The organism is Hymenobacter nitidus, from assembly GCF_020447315.1.
In the GTDB taxonomy this organism is placed as follows: Bacteria; Bacteroidota; Bacteroidia; order Cytophagales; family Hymenobacteraceae; genus Hymenobacter; species Hymenobacter nitidus.
Genome location: NZ_JAJADQ010000004.1, coordinates 265,256 through 282,314 on the forward strand (window position 1 = coordinate 265,256; position 17,059 = coordinate 282,314).

16 protein-coding genes are annotated in these 17,059 nt (G+C 58.2%); 14 read left to right on the top strand and 2 right to left on the bottom strand.

The features are described from left to right. The first annotated feature begins 125 nt into the window (after positions 1-125). From LGH70_RS09505 to LGH70_RS09565, 13 genes are all read left to right on the top strand, one after another. Positions 126-1,235: a PhoH family protein gene (locus tag LGH70_RS09505; protein ID WP_226184999.1), complete on the top strand. Its 1,110-nt coding sequence runs from the start codon at positions 126-128 to the stop codon at positions 1,233-1,235. A 116-nt stretch (positions 1,236-1,351) separates the two neighbouring features. Then, entirely contained in the window at positions 1,352-1,798 is a 447-nt protein-coding gene (locus tag LGH70_RS09510; RefSeq protein WP_226185000.1) for a GNAT family N-acetyltransferase, read from the top strand. A gap of 99 nt (positions 1,799-1,897) precedes the next feature. Next, complete coding sequence (locus LGH70_RS09515) at positions 1,898-4,165, top strand: ComEC/Rec2 family competence protein (RefSeq protein ID WP_226185001.1); 2,268 nt, start codon at positions 1,898-1,900, stop codon at positions 4,163-4,165. Positions 4,166-4,304: 139 nt separating this feature from the next. Then, complete coding sequence (locus LGH70_RS09520) at positions 4,305-5,117, top strand: enoyl-CoA hydratase/isomerase family protein (protein WP_226185002.1); 813 nt, start codon at positions 4,305-4,307, stop codon at positions 5,115-5,117. Positions 5,118-5,283: 166 nt separating this feature from the next. Beyond that, positions 5,284-5,793 (top strand): sterol desaturase family protein, encoded by a 510-nt coding sequence (locus tag LGH70_RS09525; protein WP_226185003.1) that lies wholly within the window; start codon positions 5,284-5,286, stop codon positions 5,791-5,793. Between the two features lie 11 nt (positions 5,794-5,804). Then, positions 5,805-6,704, top strand: a complete 900-nt coding sequence (locus LGH70_RS09530; RefSeq protein WP_226185004.1) for a MerR family transcriptional regulator — start codon at positions 5,805-5,807, stop codon at positions 6,702-6,704. Positions 6,705-7,004: 300 nt separating this feature from the next. After that, complete coding sequence (locus tag LGH70_RS09535; protein WP_135462914.1) at positions 7,005-7,520, top strand: sigma-70 family RNA polymerase sigma factor; 516 nt, start codon at positions 7,005-7,007, stop codon at positions 7,518-7,520. Between the two features lie 198 nt (positions 7,521-7,718). Beyond that, the gene (locus LGH70_RS09540; protein WP_226185005.1) at positions 7,719-9,221 is read left to right on the top strand and encodes a phytoene desaturase family protein; all 1,503 of its coding nucleotides are present in this window, start codon (positions 7,719-7,721) and stop codon (positions 9,219-9,221) included. A 166-nt stretch (positions 9,222-9,387) separates the two neighbouring features. Beyond that, positions 9,388-10,230 carry a phytoene/squalene synthase family protein gene (locus LGH70_RS09545; RefSeq protein ID WP_226185006.1) on the top strand — a complete coding sequence of 281 codons (843 nt, stop codon included), beginning with the start codon at positions 9,388-9,390 and terminating at the stop codon, positions 10,228-10,230. 69 nt (positions 10,231-10,299) lie between these two features. Continuing rightward, positions 10,300-10,776 (top strand): hypothetical protein, encoded by a 477-nt coding sequence (locus tag LGH70_RS09550; RefSeq protein ID WP_226185007.1) that lies wholly within the window; start codon positions 10,300-10,302, stop codon positions 10,774-10,776. A gap of 340 nt (positions 10,777-11,116) precedes the next feature. Beyond that, positions 11,117-11,965, top strand: coding sequence for a 4-hydroxy-3-methylbut-2-enyl diphosphate reductase (locus tag LGH70_RS09555; RefSeq protein WP_226185008.1), 849 nt, complete (start codon positions 11,117-11,119; stop codon positions 11,963-11,965). A gap of 158 nt (positions 11,966-12,123) precedes the next feature. Continuing rightward, the gene (locus LGH70_RS09560) at positions 12,124-12,765 is read left to right on the top strand and encodes a fatty acid desaturase (protein WP_226185289.1); all 642 of its coding nucleotides are present in this window, start codon (positions 12,124-12,126) and stop codon (positions 12,763-12,765) included. A gap of 185 nt (positions 12,766-12,950) precedes the next feature. Beyond that, a complete protein-coding gene (locus tag LGH70_RS09565) occupies positions 12,951-14,978 on the top strand; it encodes a tetratricopeptide repeat-containing sensor histidine kinase (protein ID WP_226185009.1) in 2,028 nt (675 codons plus the stop codon). Here LGH70_RS09565 and LGH70_RS09570 read toward each other — a convergent pair. Then, on the bottom strand, positions 14,953-15,696 hold the full coding sequence (locus LGH70_RS09570; RefSeq protein ID WP_226185010.1) for a LytR/AlgR family response regulator transcription factor: 744 nt from the start codon (positions 15,694-15,696) through the stop codon (positions 14,953-14,955). The two genes, LGH70_RS09565 and LGH70_RS09570, sit on opposite strands and share 26 nt — an antisense overlap. 258 nt (positions 15,697-15,954) lie before the next feature. Between LGH70_RS09570 and LGH70_RS09575 the strand changes: the two genes are divergently transcribed. Beyond that, positions 15,955-16,524: a hypothetical protein gene (locus tag LGH70_RS09575; protein ID WP_226185011.1), complete on the top strand. Its 570-nt coding sequence runs from the start codon at positions 15,955-15,957 to the stop codon at positions 16,522-16,524. Positions 16,525-16,620: 96 nt separating this feature from the next. On the opposite strand, the gene LGH70_RS09580 is transcribed toward LGH70_RS09575, so the two are convergent. Next, positions 16,621-17,010: a heavy-metal-associated domain-containing protein gene (locus tag LGH70_RS09580; RefSeq protein WP_226185012.1), complete on the bottom strand. Its 390-nt coding sequence runs from the start codon at positions 17,008-17,010 to the stop codon at positions 16,621-16,623. Positions 17,011-17,059 lie beyond the last annotated feature (49 nt).

The following is a 17,059-nucleotide window of genomic DNA, read 5'->3' on the forward strand; positions in this document are numbered from 1 at the left end:
TCTCAGTTATTCGTACTATTGTTTACCCTGCTCTAGGGGCGGCAAAAGTAGGCGATTTGGGCGGAACCACCCTCCCTTTCGCCCGCAGCATTCTCTAACTCTCTCAGCTTAAAAGCAACTACAGTTTGGTCGAGAAAATCATCACGCTCGAAAACGTCTCTCTTGTCGACTTCCTCGGACCCGACAATCAGAACATCCGCCAGCTGGCCGCGGCTTTTCCCGGCAGCAAAATTATTTCGCGAGGCAACGAAATTAAAATTCAGGGACAGACGCCCGTAATTGCCAGGATCAATGAAATCCTGTCGTCTCTGATTGAGCATTATCATCAATTCGGGCAAATCACCGACAAAACCGTCGCCCAGTACCTTTCCTCCTCCGACGAGGAGCAGGAAGAGCGGCAGATTGCCATGACCTCGCCCGCCGACGTCATCGTCTTCGGCGCCAAGGGCGGCGTTATCAAAGCCAAGACTCCCAACCAGCAACGACTGGTAGACGCCGTCATGAAAAATGACCTGGTATTTGCCCTCGGACCAGCCGGTACCGGCAAAACCTATATTTCGGTGGCGCTGGCCGTACGGGCTCTGAAAAACAAGGAGGTAAAGAAGATCATCATTTCCCGACCCGTAGTGGAGGCCGGCGAAAGCCTGGGTTTTCTGCCCGGCGACATGAAGGAAAAGGTCGACCCGTATCTGCGCCCGATTTACGACGCCCTGGAAGACATGATTCCGGCCGAAAAGCTGAAATTCTACCAGGAAAACAAGATTATCGAAATTGCCCCGCTGGCCTACATGCGCGGCCGTACGCTCAACAACGCCTTTGTGCTGCTGGACGAGGCCCAGAACACCACGCCCTCGCAGCTGAAGATGTTCCTGACCCGCATGGGCCCCATGGCGAAGGTGATGGTGAACGGTGACCGGAGCCAGATTGACCTGCCCACCAAGCAGAAATCAGGCTTGATGCAGGCTCTGGACATTCTGAAGGACGTGCGCGGCATCGGTTTCGTGGAAATGACGGCCGACGACGTGGTGCGCCACCGCCTGGTAAAGGAAATCGTAGTGGCCTACGACCGGCACGATGCCAACGAGCAGCGCGACCAGGCCAACCGGCCCGTGCGCGAGGCCCGGCCCTACCGCTCGAACACCACGCCGGCACCCGACCCGGCCCGCCACCCCGACGCCCGCCCCGAGGACGACGGCATGACGAATCTGCCGGTAAACCGCGAGCAGCAGCTGTAGAGCGGTTTTTAGGACGATAAAAAAGAACCACCTGCAACGCAGGTGGTTCTTTTGTTTGCGGCCATTGGCCTTTCTTTGTGCTTCACTTACACGCCTGTCCGCAGGCCTTACCACCGATGATTTCTGCCGAGCCCGTTTCTGACCTGCGCGACCTGGACGCCGCCTTTACCATCCGCGAAACCGTATTCGTGCACGAGCAGGGCGTGCCCGCCGACGCCGAATACGACGTGCACGACCGTACCGACGCCCGCCACTACCTGGCTCGGGCCACCGATGGCACTCCCTGCGGCGCGGCCCGCTGGCGTACCACTGAGAATGGCGTGAAGCTGGAGCGTTTCGCCGTGCTGCCCGAATTTCGCAATCAGGCCGTGGGCAGCGTGCTGCTGAAGCGGGTGCTGGAGGATGTGCAGCACGAACATCCCGAAGCCATTGTGTACCTCAATGCGCAGCTGCGGGCCATTCCGTTCTACGAGCGGCACGGCTTCAGCAAAGTCGGGGACCAGTTCACCGAGTGCGACATCGAGCACTTTAAAATGGTCTGGAACCGGCCCGAGCATCAGTAGTCAGGAAACTCTTTCCTGAGGTATGGCCGGAAACTGCGGATTAGTTTGAGTATACTTGGTGCGTTAAGTCACTATTGCTATTTACTCTGCTATTCTGTTATGATACACTGGGCTCCGTATGTCTTTGTGCGCCTGTTTTTGTCTCTGGCCGGTGGCGTCTTAACCTACCTGTATATCGGGGCCGCTCTGCCGGATCTGCGCTGGCCGCTGGCCGGACTTACCCTGCTGTTTGTTGCGGTGCAAACCTGGGCCAACCGCCGCCCGGCGCCCGGGCCCACGGATGCCGCCGGCTGGCTAGCCATTATTACCTTATTCGGTGCGGGCCTCACGCTCACCCAGCAGGCCACCGAAAAGCGCCGCCCCGAGCACCTAAGTCAGCTCAGGGGGGACATCGAGTTTTACCGCGCCGTGGTCGACGATTATACCGTGGTGCGGCCCGCTACCTACGCCACGACTGTGCGCGTGTCGGCGGTGCGCATCGGGGGGAAGTGGCGGGCGGCGCTGGGCGGCATCCGGGTGTCGGTGCCCCGCGACTCGGGCGTGGCCGCGCCCCGCTACGGCGACGTGTGGCTGGTGCGCGGCGGCCCGGCCCCGGCCAAGGCCCCGCTCAATCCGGGCGAGTTTGACTACCGCCGCTACCTGGGCTACCACCAGATTTACCACCAGCAGTTTATTCACGCCGACCAGTACCGCCCGATTGCCTTTCAGCCACCGTTCTATCTGAAGGCCGTCAGCATGCGGGCCGCGCGGGTACTCGACGGCGTGTTTCGGCAGTACGTGCAGCACAAGCGCGAATATGCTCTGGCCTCGGCCCTGGTCTTGGGTATCAAGGATGAAGTGGACCAGGACACCAAACAAGCCTATGCCAACACCGGCACCACGCATATCATGGCCGTTTCGGGCCTGCAGGTGGGCTTGCTGTTCACGCTGGTTACCCTGAGCCTGAAGCATTTCTTTGGTGCCACCCGCGGCTTTCGGTACTGGTCGGCAGGCGTGGGGCTGGTCGTTATCTGGAGCTACGCCTTTCTGACGGGCCTCTCGGCCTCGGTGCTGCGGGCCGCCGTCATGTTCAGCTTTATTATTGTGGCGCGGGCTTCGGGGCGGCAAAGCAATATGTACAACACCCTGGCCGTCGCCGCTTTCTGCCTGCTGTGCTACGACCCTTATTTGCTGGCCGACGTCGGGTTTCAGCTGTCTTTTCTGGCGGTGCTCAGCATCGTGTACCTGCAGCCCCAGATTGCCTCCTGGCTTGATTTCAAGGACCGGGCGGCGGCGCGTATCCGGCCCTGGCAGCCTGTGGCCGTGCAAAAGCTCTGGAAAGCCGCTGGTTGGGTTGCCGACTGGATCTGGCAGGCTACGGCGCTGTCGTTGGCGGCGCAGGTGGCCACTTTTCCGCTGGGCCTGTTCTACTTTCACCAGTTTCCGCTCAGTTTTCTGGCTTCCAATCTGGTGGCCGTACCCATTTCCTCGGTGGCGGTGTACGTGGGGCTGGCCTTGCTGGCCGCTAAGGGCCTGGTAGCCGGCATCGGGCTTTTGCTGCCGGGTTCCCTGCTGGTTTGGCTCGACTGGCTGCCCAAAAGCATTGCTTGGCTGTTTGAGCACATGATTTGGCTTTTCAACGAGTACATCTTCTGGATTGGCCGCACCATGCCGGGCGCCCTTATTCGGAACGTGCACGTGACGCCCCCGCAGGCCTGGCTGATCTTTGCCATTCTCCTGGCGCTGCTCACCTTTCTGGCCGTGAAACGGCTGCCTTGGCTGGGCTTGGCCTGTCTGCTGACGACCGTATTTGCCGGTACCCGCGTGTGGGCGGCCCGCTCCCACATGAGCGACGAAGAGCTGATAATCTACAGCATTCCGCGCCGCTCGGTGTGCGGGTTCTGGCAGGGAGCCACCGCCCACATCGTTACGGTCGATTCGTTGCCCCTCTCCGAAACCGAGCGGACTTATCGCATCGTGCCCGGCATTATTCAGCGCGAAGCCCGCCAAGTGGCGTACCACACCGGCTGGCATCAGGCCCCCATGCCCACGGCTCAGCCTACGCCGCACGTGACGGTGTGCGTGTGGCGGGGTATTCGCCTGGCTTTTGTAACGGGGAGGGTGGAGGATGCCCGGCTGCCCAGCCCCGTCGACGTGGTGGTGTTGCGGCGCAATGCCTGGGTGAAACCCAGTGAGTTAGCTCAGCTGTTCGGCGAAAAAGCACACGTTATTTTCGATTCTTCCTGCAAGTCCTGGTACGTGGCCCGGCAGGATTCGCTGCTGCAAGCAGCTGGCTTTCAGACGCATGACGTTACTAGTCGCGGTGCTTTTACCATGCGCCCGCGCGTAGCGGCAGGGCTGCCGGCTGGGGTGGCCGAAACCGAATAGGGCCGTACTTCGCTATATAGTTTATTTAAAGCACCATTTTTGTTAGGTTTGGTAAAGTCCGACCTACCGCCGTTTTCGCTCTGCGCGCTTTTACTTTTTTGCGCATAGCTCTGCCTATCAACGCTTTGCAACGATCGTCATGGATAATATGCCTACCCAGGAGCTGGAAGCGCTGCGCTACATTCGCTACGAAATGCGCGACGCCATCGGCTACATCACCCTGAACCGCCCCGACAAGCGCAATGCCCTCAGCTACGATATGGTGTCGGAGCTGAAAGAAGCGTTTGAGTTTGCTGAGGAAGACGAGTCCTGTAAGGTAATTGTGCTACGGGCCGAAGGAGCCGTTTTCTGCGCCGGCGCCGACCTTGGCTACATTCAGGAGCTGCAGGGCTTCGGCTACACCGATAACCTAGCCGACTCCACGCACCTGATGCAGCTGTTTCACCAGATCTACACCCTCAAGAAGGTAGTTATCGGGCAGGTGCAGGGCCACGCGCTGGCGGGCGGCTGCGGGCTGGCTACCATCTGCGACTTTGCTTTTGCCGTGCCCGAAGCCAAATTCGGTTACACCGAGGTAAAAATCGGATTTCTGCCCGCCATCGTCAGCGTATTTCTGCTGCGCAAAATAGGGGAGGCCCGCACCAAGCAGCTCCTGCTCACCGGCGACATTATTTCGGCCCAGGCTGCCGCCGACTTCGGGCTGGTGAATTTTCTGGTACCCAAAGAGGAGCTGGCTGAGAAAGTCTACGAGTTTGCCCGTCGCCTGTGCGTCGAAAACTCCGCGCAGAGCATGGAGCTGACCAAGGAAATGCTGGCCCGTATTCCGGAAATGCCCTTGGAGGACAGTTTGCGCTATGCCGCCCAGATGAACGCCGAAGCCCGTGGCTCCCTCGACTGCCGCCGCGGTATTGCGGCCTTCCTGAACAAGGAGAAGATTTCCTGGGAAAACTAGACTAAAATCGGCGTAAAAGGCCATATTCGGCCTGCAGCTAACAAAACGGGAGTATTTTTCAGCAGGGTGTTCTGGCCGTTTCGTCAGAACATTTTTGCCTTAAGAGCGCTTTGTCTTTCATATACAGGTACAATCCCGGTTTATCACCTCTTCACCTTCCGAATCCATGACGACGCCGGCAGCCGTAGCCCTCACCACGGCTACTTTTCTGGGAATGGAGTTTGTTGCCTGGTTTATGCACAAATACGTGCTGCACGGTGCCCTGTGGTTTCTGCACCGCTCGCACCATGTGCGGCACCCGCACCACTTTGAGCGCAACGACTTCTTCTTTCTGTTCTACGGCGCCCTGTCCATGGCTGGCATCATGTACGGCTCGGCCGAGAAAAGCTGGCCGTTCTGGGTCGGTATCGGCATTGCGGCCTATGGCTCCGTCTACTTTTTCGTGCACGATGTGCTGATTCACGGGCGGCTGCGCTTCTGGCGGAAATCCAGCAACAAATACCTGCGGGCCTTGAATATGGCGCACAAGATGCACCATAAAACCACCGGACGCGACGGGTCCGAGGAGTTTGGGATGCTCTGGGTGTCGCCGAAATATTTTGAGCTGGCACTTCGCAAGCCGGCTCCGGGGCGCCAGCGTCAGCGCCGTAATATATCCGCTTCATCGAATTCGTAGGGACAGCATACGTGGGACATTTTTCAATCAGTGACCTGGAGAATATATCCGGTATTAAGGCGCATACTATCCGGATGTGGGAGCAGCGCTACGGTATTCTGCAGCCAGAACGCACGCACACCAACATTCGCACCTACTGCGACGACGACCTGCGCCGGCTGCTGAACGTGGCTACGCTGTGCGGGCAGGGTCATCGCATTTCCAAAATTGCCCAGCTCAGTGAGCAGGAGCTGGCTTCGGCCGTTATTTCCTGCTGCCAGGATCCCCACGACTTTGGCCGCCAAATTCAGGCGCTGCTGGCCGCTACCCTGGAAATGAATGAGCCCCAGCTCTGTAAGGTGTTTGATGGTGCTATCCGTCAGCTTGGCTTCGAGGACGCCATCATGCACGTAGCCTATCCGTTTTTGCAGCGCATCGGCCTGCTATGGCAAACCGGCAGTATCAACCCGGCCCAGGAGCACTTGGTAACCAATATTATCCGGCAAAAAATCGTGGCCGGCACCGACCGGCTGCCTCCGGTGCTGCCCAGTGAGTCGCGGCGCTGGGTGCTTTATCTGCCCGAGGGAGAGCTGCACGAGCTAGCACTCCTCTTTATGAACTATGCGTTGCGGGCCCGGGGGCAGCATGTGCTCTATCTGGGACAAAACCTGCCGGCCGCTGAGTTGGCCGCCGTATGCAAGGTCTATAATCCCCACCTGGTCTGCACCGTTATGACGGCGGTGCCCGAGCGGGCTCAGGTGCAGAGCTACATCGACGAGCTGGCGGTGCTGTGCGCCGGTACCACGCTGGTGCTGTACGGCCCGTTGATGAACAGCCAGAGCCTGACCTTGCCGGCCAATGCGTATCACCCAAAGCTGATGACCGACTTCCTGGGTTTCGTGGACACGTTGCAGGACGAACAGAGCGCCTAAGAGAATTCTATTCTTGTACTTATTAAAAAAGCGCAGCCCATTCCGGCTGCGCTTTTGTTTTAGCGGGTTTCAGTATGGCTTTTTCATCGGGCAATACTTCCGGTTTATCTCCCGAAAACGGAGGCAAGCCGAATTTATGGGCAAAAGGGTCGTTGCCGAAGCATGGGGTCGTACCTTGGTCGGGAATTAATGTACAGACATATAATTATGGCTAGTTGAGAAAAATTCTTATCTGACTTAGCCATCATTCAAATCTTCCCGTATATTTGTTTAACCTTTTGCCACGAAAAGCTAAACAGTATGACCTCTTTGGAATTCACCGATCAAGTACAAAAGATTTCCTACTCTCTAAAGCCCGTGGCCATGAACCTGACCCGCGACGCTGATGATGCCAAGGATTTGGTGCAGGAAACGTTGCTCAAAGCCATGTTGAACAAGGACAAGTTCAAGACGGGCACCAACCTGAAGGCGTGGTTGTACACCATCATGCGCAACACCTTCATCAACAACTATAATAAGATCACCAAGCGCAATAGCAATATTGACAGCACGGAGTACTTCCAGTACTTCAATACCGATGAAAACTACATTACCCACAACGGCGCCACGTCCGACTTTGTGGTGACGGACATCAACGAGGCCATTGCCAACCTGTCGGCCGACTACCGGACCCCGTTCATGATGTACTACATCGGCTACAAGTACCTGGAAATTGCCGAAAAGCTGCAGATTCCGATTGGTACGGTAAAAAACCGCATTCACATTGCCCGCAAGGAGCTGAAAGACGCTCTGAAGGTTTACGCCCCCGGCGTGTAGGGAATAGGGAGAATAGTTCTTGCGCCCGGGCGTAATACGGGCCGTCAGCCACGAAGCACTAGCTCCGGGCTGGCGGCCCGTAATTTTTTGCTCCTTATTATACAATGTCTGGTTTGGCTGGCTACCCACTTTGGGAGCCGGTGAAAACAAAGTTGGGAGCGGGTTTGTAGCTTGCCACCACCTTTTCTCCTTCTCGTATTGACTTCCGCCCCTTCTCCCCAACACGTCCTGGTTATCGGGGCCGGCTTTGCTGGCCTGTCGGCGGCCACTTCCCTAGCCCAGCGCGGCTACCGCGTTACGGTGCTCGAAAAGAATGAAGGGCCGGGTGGCCGGGCCCGGGTTTTTCAGGCTGATGGCTTCACCTTTGATATGGGCCCAAGCTGGTACTGGATGCCCGATGTCTTCGAGAAGTACTTTCAGCGCTTCGGCCGCCAGGTAGCCGACTATTATGAGCTGCTGCGCCTCGACCCGTCCTACCAGGTAGTGTTTGGGCCGGATGAGGCGGTAGATATTCCGGCGAAAATGGCCGAGCTGCGCCAGCTGTTTGAACAGTACGAGCCCGGCAGCGCGGCCCGGCTGGATGAGTTTCTGAAGCAGGCGGCCTATAAGTATGAGGTAGGCATCAACCGCCTGGTGTATGCGCCCAGCCGCTCCCTGCTCGAGTTTGCCGACCTGAAGCTGCTGGTCGATATGGTGCGCATGGATGTGCTGCAAAGCATGCACAAGCACGTGCGCCGCTTCTTTAAGAATCCGAAGTTGCTGCAACTGGTGGAGTTCCCGATTCTGTTTCTGGGCGCTACTTCCGAAAACACGCCCGCGCTCTACTCCCTGATGAACTACGCCGACCTGGCGCTGGGCACCTGGTACCCCAAAGGCGGCATGCACCAGATAGTGCAGGGTATGGTAAAGCTGGCCCAGGAGCAGGGCGTGACGCTGGAATACAACCAGGAAGTGCGGGAAATAAAGGTGGAGAATGGCCGGGCTACCGGCGTAATGACGGCCGCAGGCTTTCGGGCTGCCGATGTGGTGGTAGCCGGCGCCGACTACCATCACGCTGAGCAGCACCTGCTCCAGGCCGAATACCGGCACTACGACGAGGCCTACTGGGACAAGCGCACCATGGCGCCTTCCTCATTGCTCTTTTACCTGGGCATCAACAAGCGCCTGCCCAAGCTGCGCCACCATAACCTGTTCTTCGACGAGGACTTCCGGCAGCACGCCCACGAGATTTATGAAGCGCCCCAGTGGCCCAGCAAACCGTTGTTCTACGTGTCGGCGCCGTCCCAAACTGACCCGACAGTGGCGCCGGCCGGCTGCGAAAACCTGTTTCTGCTCATTCCGGTGGCGCCCGACCTGGCTGACCCCGACGAAACCCGGGAGCGGTACTACCATCTGATTATGGACCGGCTCGAGCGGCACGTGGGCGAAAACATCCGCGACGCGGTGGTGTACAAGCGCAGCTACGCCCACCGCGACTTCGTGGCCGACTACCACAGCTACAAGGGCAATGCCTACGGACTGGCCAACACCCTGCGGCAAACCGCTATTTTGAAGCCCACGCTGAAAAGTAAAAAGGTTAATAATCTGTATTTTACGGGGCAGCTCACGGTTCCCGGGCCGGGCGTGCCGCCTTCCCTTATTTCGGGTCAGGTAGTGGCCGGGGAAGTAGAGAAGGAACAGGGCCCGGCCCGCCGCCGGTAGGTTGGCCTGTTGCCTCCAGAATGTAGAACTATGGACAGCTTTCGTAAACGCACAGACTGTTAGCTGGTTGCTGCGGCAGGCAAACTGCTGAGCCGCCTGCGCCCGTACTAAGGCAGGAGCTTCCGTTCCGGCTTCTTTCCCTCTGACTTCCAACTCCGCCCTTCCCTTGGACCACGTCGCCCTCTTTGATCAAACCAGCCTGGCCTGTAGCAAGCTGATTACCAAGCGCTACAGTACCTCGTTTACGCTGGGTATTCGCACCCTCGACCCGCGGTTTCATCTGCCGGTGTATGCGGTATATGGCTTTGTGCGCTGGGCCGATGAAATTGTGGATACCTTTCACGACCGGGACAAGGCTGCCATGTTTGCCGATTTTCGGCGCCAGACCGATGAGGCCCTGACCACGGGCTTTAGCCTGAGCCCGGTGCTGCACTCCTTTCAGCTGATGGTGCGCCGCTATGGCATCGACCGAGAGTTTATTGAGGCCTTTCTGAAAAGCATGGAAATGGACCTGGAAGACCGCAGCTACCACCAGTCCATGTATGAGGAATACATCTACGGCTCGGCCGAAGTGGTGGGCCTGATGTGCCTGCGAATTTTCTGTGAGGGCAACGACGACTTGTTTGAGCGGCTGCGCGAGCCGGCCCGGCGCTTGGGTTCGGCGTTTCAGAAGGTGAATTTTCTGCGTGACATTCGCTCCGACTACGAGGAGCGGGGGCGGGTATACTTCCCCGGCGTGGTGTACGAGCGGTTCGACGACGCAGTGAAGCGCGAAATTGAGGCCGATATCCGGGCCGACTTCGAGGCGGGCTACGCGGGCATCGTGCAGTTGCCGCGCGCCGCGCGCCTAGGCGTGTACCTGGCGTACGTGTATTACCTCAAGCTTTTTCACAAAATCCGGCAGCTGCCGGCGGCACGAATATTGGGAGAGCGGGTACGCGTGCCCGACAACACGAAACTTTTGTTGCTCATGGGCTCGTACTTTCGTTATCGCCTCCGGGCTATCTGACCACGAACTCACTGCCACGTGAAACGTTTTCTGTTGTTTCTTTTCCCGCTTTTCACCCTATTCTCTGCTGTGCCCGCCACTTCTCCCTACCACCTATCTGCCCTTCGCCGCCACTACGAGCAAGCTGCCGCCGACAAATCGGCCGGCGAAAAGTTCTACAAGCTCATGGCCGACTACAACGATAAAGATGCCGTAATCCTGGGCTATAAGGGCGCTGCTGAGGCCATCCGGGCCCGCGACGCCTCCATGTTCAACAAGCTTAGCTACGTGCAGGCCGCCAGCCGCACTTTCGACCAGGCCGTAGCCCTGGACCCGAATAATGCCGAGGTACGCTTCCTGCGCTTCAGTGTGGAAACCAACCTGCCGTCGTTTCTGGGCCTGAGCCAGCATGTGGATGACGACCGGCAGCTGTTGGTGCAAACCTTGCTTAAGCACCCCAAATCGGGGCTGGATGCTGAGGCTTTCCAGACCGTACGCGGGTTTCTGGTGAGCCGGGGCCACGTCAGCGACGAAGAGGCTCAGCAACTCAACCGCATTAGCAGCTAGTGCAATAGAGCTACAAGAAATACCACAAAAGAGCCGTTCTACGCTTTGGAACGGCTCTTTTTGTGTTTGCAGCTGAGTTCTTTTGTTTATGTTTTATAGGTGTAAAGTAAAACAAAAGCGCAGGTAGCGAGTATAGATGACAGAAAACTAAATGCCTTTATGTTAGGTTGATGGTAGCAAGGAGGCGGACATGGGGCAGACAAGGAGCTGCTTTGCGTGTTTAACTCCTTAACACAGAATCTTACTCCGTAGTCAGAACCGCATCTAGCTTGTATTTCGTATCTTCTGCCTCCGTGAAGCCCAACCGTAACATTCCGCCCGCTTCCTTGGTTTCCGAGCTATGCCGCACCACCTGAGCGTCCGTATTGATCCTAATTCCGGTTTCTGTTTCGGCGTAATCTATGCCATTCAGATGGCGGAAGATATTCTCGACGAGCAGGGCTACCTTTACTGCCTGGGCGACATCGTGCACAACGATGAGGAGGTGCAGCGCCTCGAGCAGCGCGGCCTGCGCATCATCGACTATGACACGTTTGAGCAGCTGCGCGACGAGAAAGTGCTGATTCGGGCCCACGGTGAACCGCCCAGCACCTACCAGACGGCCCTGCAAAACGACCTGACGCTGATTGACGCTTCCTGCCCGGTGGTGCTCAAGCTGCAGAACCGCATTAAAACCAGCTACGATAAGAAGGAGCGGATTTTTATTTACGGCAAGCACGGCCATGCCGAGGTGCGCGGCCTGCTGGGCCAGACCAGCGGCAACGCCGTGGTGTTCGAAAGCTTGGATGAGCTGCTGAGCCATGAGCTGCCGGCCAACATCACGCTCTACAGCCAGACTACAAAAAGCACCGACAGCTTCTACCGCATCAAAGGCGAGCTGGAGCACCGGGGCTACGCCGTGAACCCCAACGACACTATCTGCCGACAGGTCAGCAACCGCGACAAAGATCTGCGCAAGTTTGCCGCGCAGTACGACCAGATTGTGTTTGTTTCGGGCACCAAAAGCAGCAATGGCAAGGTATTATACCAGGTGTGTAAGGATACCAACCCCAACACGCACTTCATTTCCAAGGTCGAAGAGCTGCGGGCCGATGTCTTTCAGCCGGGTCAGTCAGTAGGTATCTGCGGCGCCACCAGCACGCCCATGTGGCTGATGGAAGACGTGCGGGATGCCCTGCTGGCCCTGTAAAACCGCGAACTTCGCCGTGCCGTAGTGCCTTCTGAGTGCCTTCAGCTTTTGATTTCATGCCCGCAACCTCATCCTCATCTACTCTCGTTTCGCCTGCCCCCCACCGGGTAAAGCCCGAGCCCCTGGGCTGGACTGGGCCGGGGGTAGCGTTGAGTATTATGGTGGTCTGGACTGCGCTGCTGATATTTCTGCTGGCTTTTTACCGGCCCAATTGGCAAACGCCCTGGCCGTATCTGCTGGCGGTGCTACAGACCCACCTCTACACGGGCTTGTTCATCACGGCCCACGATGCCATGCACGGCGTGGTGAGTGCCAACCGCCGCCTCAATACGGCCTTGGGCACGGTGGCGGCCTTTCTGTTTGCCTACAACTGGTATCCGCGGCTGCTGCCCAAGCACCACGAGCACCACCGCCACGTTGGTACCGCCGCCGACCCCGACTACCATGACGGCAAACACCAGGGCTTTCTGCCCTGGCTGGTGCGCTTTGCCCTGAACTACGTCACGTGGTGGCAGATCGGCTTGATGGCCCTGACTTACAATCTGCTTAAGCTGGCTTTCCCGATGGCCAATGTTATTGCCTTCTGGATGGTGCCGGCCGTGCTGGCTACCGTGCAGCTATTTTTCTTTGGGACCTACCTGCCACACCGGGGCGAGCATGCGCCCGATAACCCGCACAAGTCGCGCACCCAGTTGCGCCACCATGTGTGGGCTTTTGTCAGCTGCTACTTTTTCGGCTACCACTACGAGCACCACGACCAGCCCTACCTGCCCTGGTGGCGGCTGTGGCAGACCAAGTAAGCTGAACATTAACAGATTGCGCAACAAATTTCCTGACTGAGCGGTGCTACAGGAGGAAATTTAAACACGGAATGTGCCTATATTCAAGCTTCACAACCTGTTGTTGAGCTGCAAGATTGGCCATGACGCGCTTCTGTTCGTTCTGCTTACACATTTGCTGTACCTGGGCGCTCATTAGTGGCGTAGTGTTGCCAAGCACTTTGGGGGCGCTGGCCGCCGCTGCCGACCCCGCGTCGCAGGCTCTCCCTGATACCCTGCAAAAGGACCTGGCGCTAACCAACAAGCCGTTGCCGTTCCACCCGGAGGCTCGTCTGCGCTACGGACAGCATTTGCTGCAGCAGGCCTTGGTTGCCAAGAGTACAGACAAGCAGGCTGTCGGACACCGCGTAATTGCCTCGGCCCAGCACGAGCTTCTTCGCTTCGACCAGGCGCTGCAGCATTACCGGGCCGCGCTGCGCCTGCATCGGCAGCTGCGCCAGCCCCGCCAGGCCAACGTCGACCTGGTGCATTTGGGCAGCACTCTACTTAGTCAGGGCGACACGGGGCAGGCTCACCGCGTGTATCAGGCGGCGTTGCGGGGCTTCACGAAGCTGGGGCTTCCCACTAGCATTGCCCATGTGCAAGAACGGTTAGGAGTTCTCTACGGGCGGCAGCGTAAGTGGCAACAAGCCTTGGCAAGCCACAATCAGGCCTTAGTGGCGTGGCAGCAAACCCATGACTCCACCAGAATGGCGGCCACCCTGAATGCCGTTGGGAACCTGCATTATCAGCAAAAGAACTACAGCCGCGCCCTGTTTCACCTGCGCCATGCTATGCAGGTAGCCCGGCCCACCGATAGTCTGCCGCTGAGCGAGAGCATGGCCAACGTCGGGCGGGTGTACCAGGATATGGATAACGACATCATAGCGCTCAACAGCTTTGTGCGGGCCGAGCAGCTATTGCCCCATACCGCGCCGGCAAGTGTGCGTGCCGCCCTGTGGCAGGCCGTTGCTGCCACCCACGATTCCCTGGGCCATGCCGCCGCCGCGGAGCGTACACTGGTAAGTAGCATTCCAATAGCGCGGCTCGGGGGCTCCAAAACTCAGCTGAGCGCTATATATCAGTCGTTGGCCAGCCTATACCGGCGCACCGGCAATTATCGGCAGGCGCTGGCGACCATGACGCGGTTTGCGGGGCTGAAAGACAGTGCTTTTGCCGAGGAGCGCTCCGCCCAGGTAGCCGAGCTGCGCACCCGGTATGAAACCGAGAAGAAGGAGCGGGAAATTCAGCTGCTGACCAAGGATCGTCAGATTCAGGAGGCCAAGCTGCGGCAGCAGGCGGTGCTGCGCAATGCCCTGGCGGCCGGGGGCGTGCTGCTGCTGATACTCGTGGCCGTGCTGTATCGGGGGCGGCAGCAGCAGGCGCGGGTCAATAAGCTGCTGGAGCGTAAGAATGCCGCCATCAACCGGCAGAAAGAGGAGCTGGGCCGTCTCAACCAAACCAAGGATACCCTGTTCTCGGTTATCTCCCACGACTTGCGCAGCCCGCTCAGCTCCCTGTATTCGTTGCTCAGCCTGCTGAATATGGGTTCGTTGCCGCCCGAGCGGCTGGCCCTGCATTCGGCCCGTCTCACCCGCGGCCTGAACACCACGCTGTTGCTGCTCGATAACCTGCTCAACTGGTCGGCGGCGCAGATGAAGCACGACAAGATCCGGCCCGAGCGGTTGCGCCTCGATGTGCTGGCCGAGGAGGCCGTGTCGCTGCTATTGGGCGATGCTGAGCGCAAAACTATTCTGCTGCTCAACCAATTGCCGGTGCCGACCTTGGTGCGGGCCGACGTTAACATGGTGCGGCTGGTGCTGCGTAACCTCTTGGGCAACGCCATTAAGTTCACGGCGGAAGGCGGGACCGTAACGCTGTCAGCAACGCACCAGGGAGGGTTTTGGAGCATAGCCGTGCACGATACTGGCGTCGGCATTCCGGCTGCCGACCACGACAAGGTATTCGGCAAGGCAGGACCTTTCTCCACTATTGGCACCGCCCGCGAAAAAGGGACGGGCCTAGGCCTGCAGCTGTGCAAGGAATTTGTGGAGCGCAACGGCGGCCAGCTTTCCTTCGTCAGCGTGGTGGCGCAGGGCACAACCTTCACTTTCACGCTGCCCGCTCTGAGTCCCGGGCAAGCCGAGGAAGTGGCGCCCAGCCCGCATATTACTGTGGCTGCTGCCGCCGAATGAGGGAGCGGTTGACGATTCGCTCGGTCACCCGCTCACGGTAGGTTTGGCCCAGCGGCAGGGAATGGCCGCCCACCTTTACTTCCAGATTGCTCACGGCCTCGATGCGGGCCGTATTGACGAGGTAGGAGCGGTGCGTGCGCACGAACAGGCCCGGGGGCAACTGCTCCTCAATGTTCTTTAGGTTCACCAGCGTCAGGTGCGTACGGCCATCGGCGGTGTTGATTTTGGTGAAGTCCTTCAGGGCCTCGATATACAGGACTTCGCGGTAGTGCAGGCGCACAAATTGCGCGTCGGTGCGAATAAAGAAAGAGCCCCAGCCCGAGAGAATATCCTGGTTGCCATCCGATTCCACGAGGTTAGTGCGCAGAATACCGGCTATTTTATTGACGGCTTTCAGAAACCGGTCGAGCGAAATGGGCTTGAGCAAAAAGTCGATGACGTCCAGGTTAAAGCCTTCCATGGCGTACTGCGGGTAGGAAGTCATCAGTACCACCAGCGGCGGGTGCTGCAGGGAGCGGACAAGGTCCAGGCCGCTGAGGTGGGGCATGGTCACGTCGGAGAACAGCACCTGCACGTCGTGGTGCATCAGGTAGCGGTGTGCATCCAGGGGGTCAGTAAAAGCCGCTTTCACATCCAATACATCCGTCATAGCCACATAGGCCTGCAGCAAATCCAGCACCAGCGGATCGTCGTCGAGCAGCAAACAGCTAATCTTCATAAAGCACGAGTTTCGAATAGGAAGTGGGTGAATATAGAAAGTTTAAATCGATTTGTGCTATTAATTATAAGAAGAAATCAATACTCGACGGGCTAATCCCGAGCTTCCATCTACTTTCGGTGGGGGTTGCTATACTTTAAGATCTTGGCAATAATAGAATTACATAACTTTTACTGAAATAAATCCTGACCTCTGCCTAGGTGGTTCTGGTTGTTTTCTTCTCGCGCATGAGTGCTCCTACCAACACACCTATCTCTTATGAAACGTATTACCAGTACTTCCAGGTCGGTTTTGCCGCCCGTTGTGCTGGGGGTTGAGCTGACCATCGCCAATCACCAGGACGTACGCAAGTCGCTTCGGTCGGCCTTCGGGCTGAATACCCGGGCCATCAATCTGCGCATCGACCCAAGCATGGATCTGATCTATCTTTGCGAAACGACGCTGCCCAACACGCTGCCCTGCTTGTCGAGCCTCACCCGGCCCGGAGTAGTGGCGGTCATTCTGCGCTCCGTGCGCCTGGAGTGGCACCCCGAAACCAATCAGGCCATCGGCCGGGGTACGCCCACGCTGGCCGCCCTGGAAAGCGGCAGCTGCTTTCTGACGGCCAATGGCCGCAAGGTGTCTATTGCTTCCTTTTCGAGCCGCAATGTGCATCCCACGCGCATCGTGATGGAGCCCCAGGGCGAGCCAAACCTGCTGGAGTATCTGCGCGCCGACTCCTTCACTCTGGAAATATCCGGCACCAACCGCCGCCGCCTTACCCGTTCCCTGGCGTTCAGCGCCGTGCTGGAGTTTGACGTCAAGCTGGCACCGGGCGCCCATGCCTGAGCCGGGTTGAATTCACGTTAGCCATAACACAAAAAAGCCTGCTTCTAACCGAGCAGGCTTCTTCGTTGGTATATGTTCGGTAGGTAACTCCGCCACTTAGTGGCCGGAATCGGTGTGCACGGCGTTTGTTTTCTTGCAGCAATCCGGCAGCCGGTCGTAGGCGCGGGCATCGGCTACTTCTTTATCGGCATCGTAGCCCGTGCGCTGCACGGCGGTGCGCAAGGCGGCCGGGGTGGTTTTGTCGGGCCGGTACGACACGGTCAGAACCTGGCTGGCGACGTCCAGGGTAGCTCCCTGCACGCCTTTTTCGTAGGCCATAGCCTTTTCCAGGCGGGTTTTGCACATGTCACACACGGCCGAGGTTTTCATCTGGAGCTGCTCGGTGGTGGGGCCTTTGGCTTTGGGCGCGGGGGCCGTCTGGGCGTAGCTAAGCTGGCCGGTAAGCACTACAAATGCCGTCAGCAGAAAGGATTTGAAGGTTTTCATGAGAATGGGAAGATGACTAGAGGCAGAAGATGTACGGGAAGAAGCAAGA

Coding starts and splice junctions, on each gene's coding strand:
- LGH70_RS09510 (WP_226185000.1), top strand. CDS start 1,352: ATGATTTCTGCCGAGCCCGTTTCTGACCTGCGCGACCTGGACGCCGCC.
- LGH70_RS09515 (WP_226185001.1), top strand. CDS start 1,898: ATGATACACTGGGCTCCGTATGTCTTTGTGCGCCTGTTTTTGTCTCTG.
- LGH70_RS09520 (WP_226185002.1), top strand. CDS start 4,305: ATGGATAATATGCCTACCCAGGAGCTGGAAGCGCTGCGCTACATTCGC.
- LGH70_RS09525 (WP_226185003.1), top strand. CDS start 5,284: ATGACGACGCCGGCAGCCGTAGCCCTCACCACGGCTACTTTTCTGGGA.
- LGH70_RS09535 (WP_135462914.1), top strand. CDS start 7,005: ATGACCTCTTTGGAATTCACCGATCAAGTACAAAAGATTTCCTACTCT.
- LGH70_RS09555 (WP_226185008.1), top strand. CDS start 11,117: ATGCCGCACCACCTGAGCGTCCGTATTGATCCTAATTCCGGTTTCTGT.
- LGH70_RS09560 (WP_226185289.1), top strand. CDS start 12,124: ATGGTGGTCTGGACTGCGCTGCTGATATTTCTGCTGGCTTTTTACCGG.
- LGH70_RS09570 (WP_226185010.1), bottom strand. CDS start 15,696: ATGAAGATTAGCTGTTTGCTGCTCGACGACGATCCGCTGGTGCTGGAT.
- LGH70_RS09575 (WP_226185011.1), top strand. CDS start 15,955: ATGAAACGTATTACCAGTACTTCCAGGTCGGTTTTGCCGCCCGTTGTG.
- LGH70_RS09580 (WP_226185012.1), bottom strand. CDS start 17,010: ATGAAAACCTTCAAATCCTTTCTGCTGACGGCATTTGTAGTGCTTACC.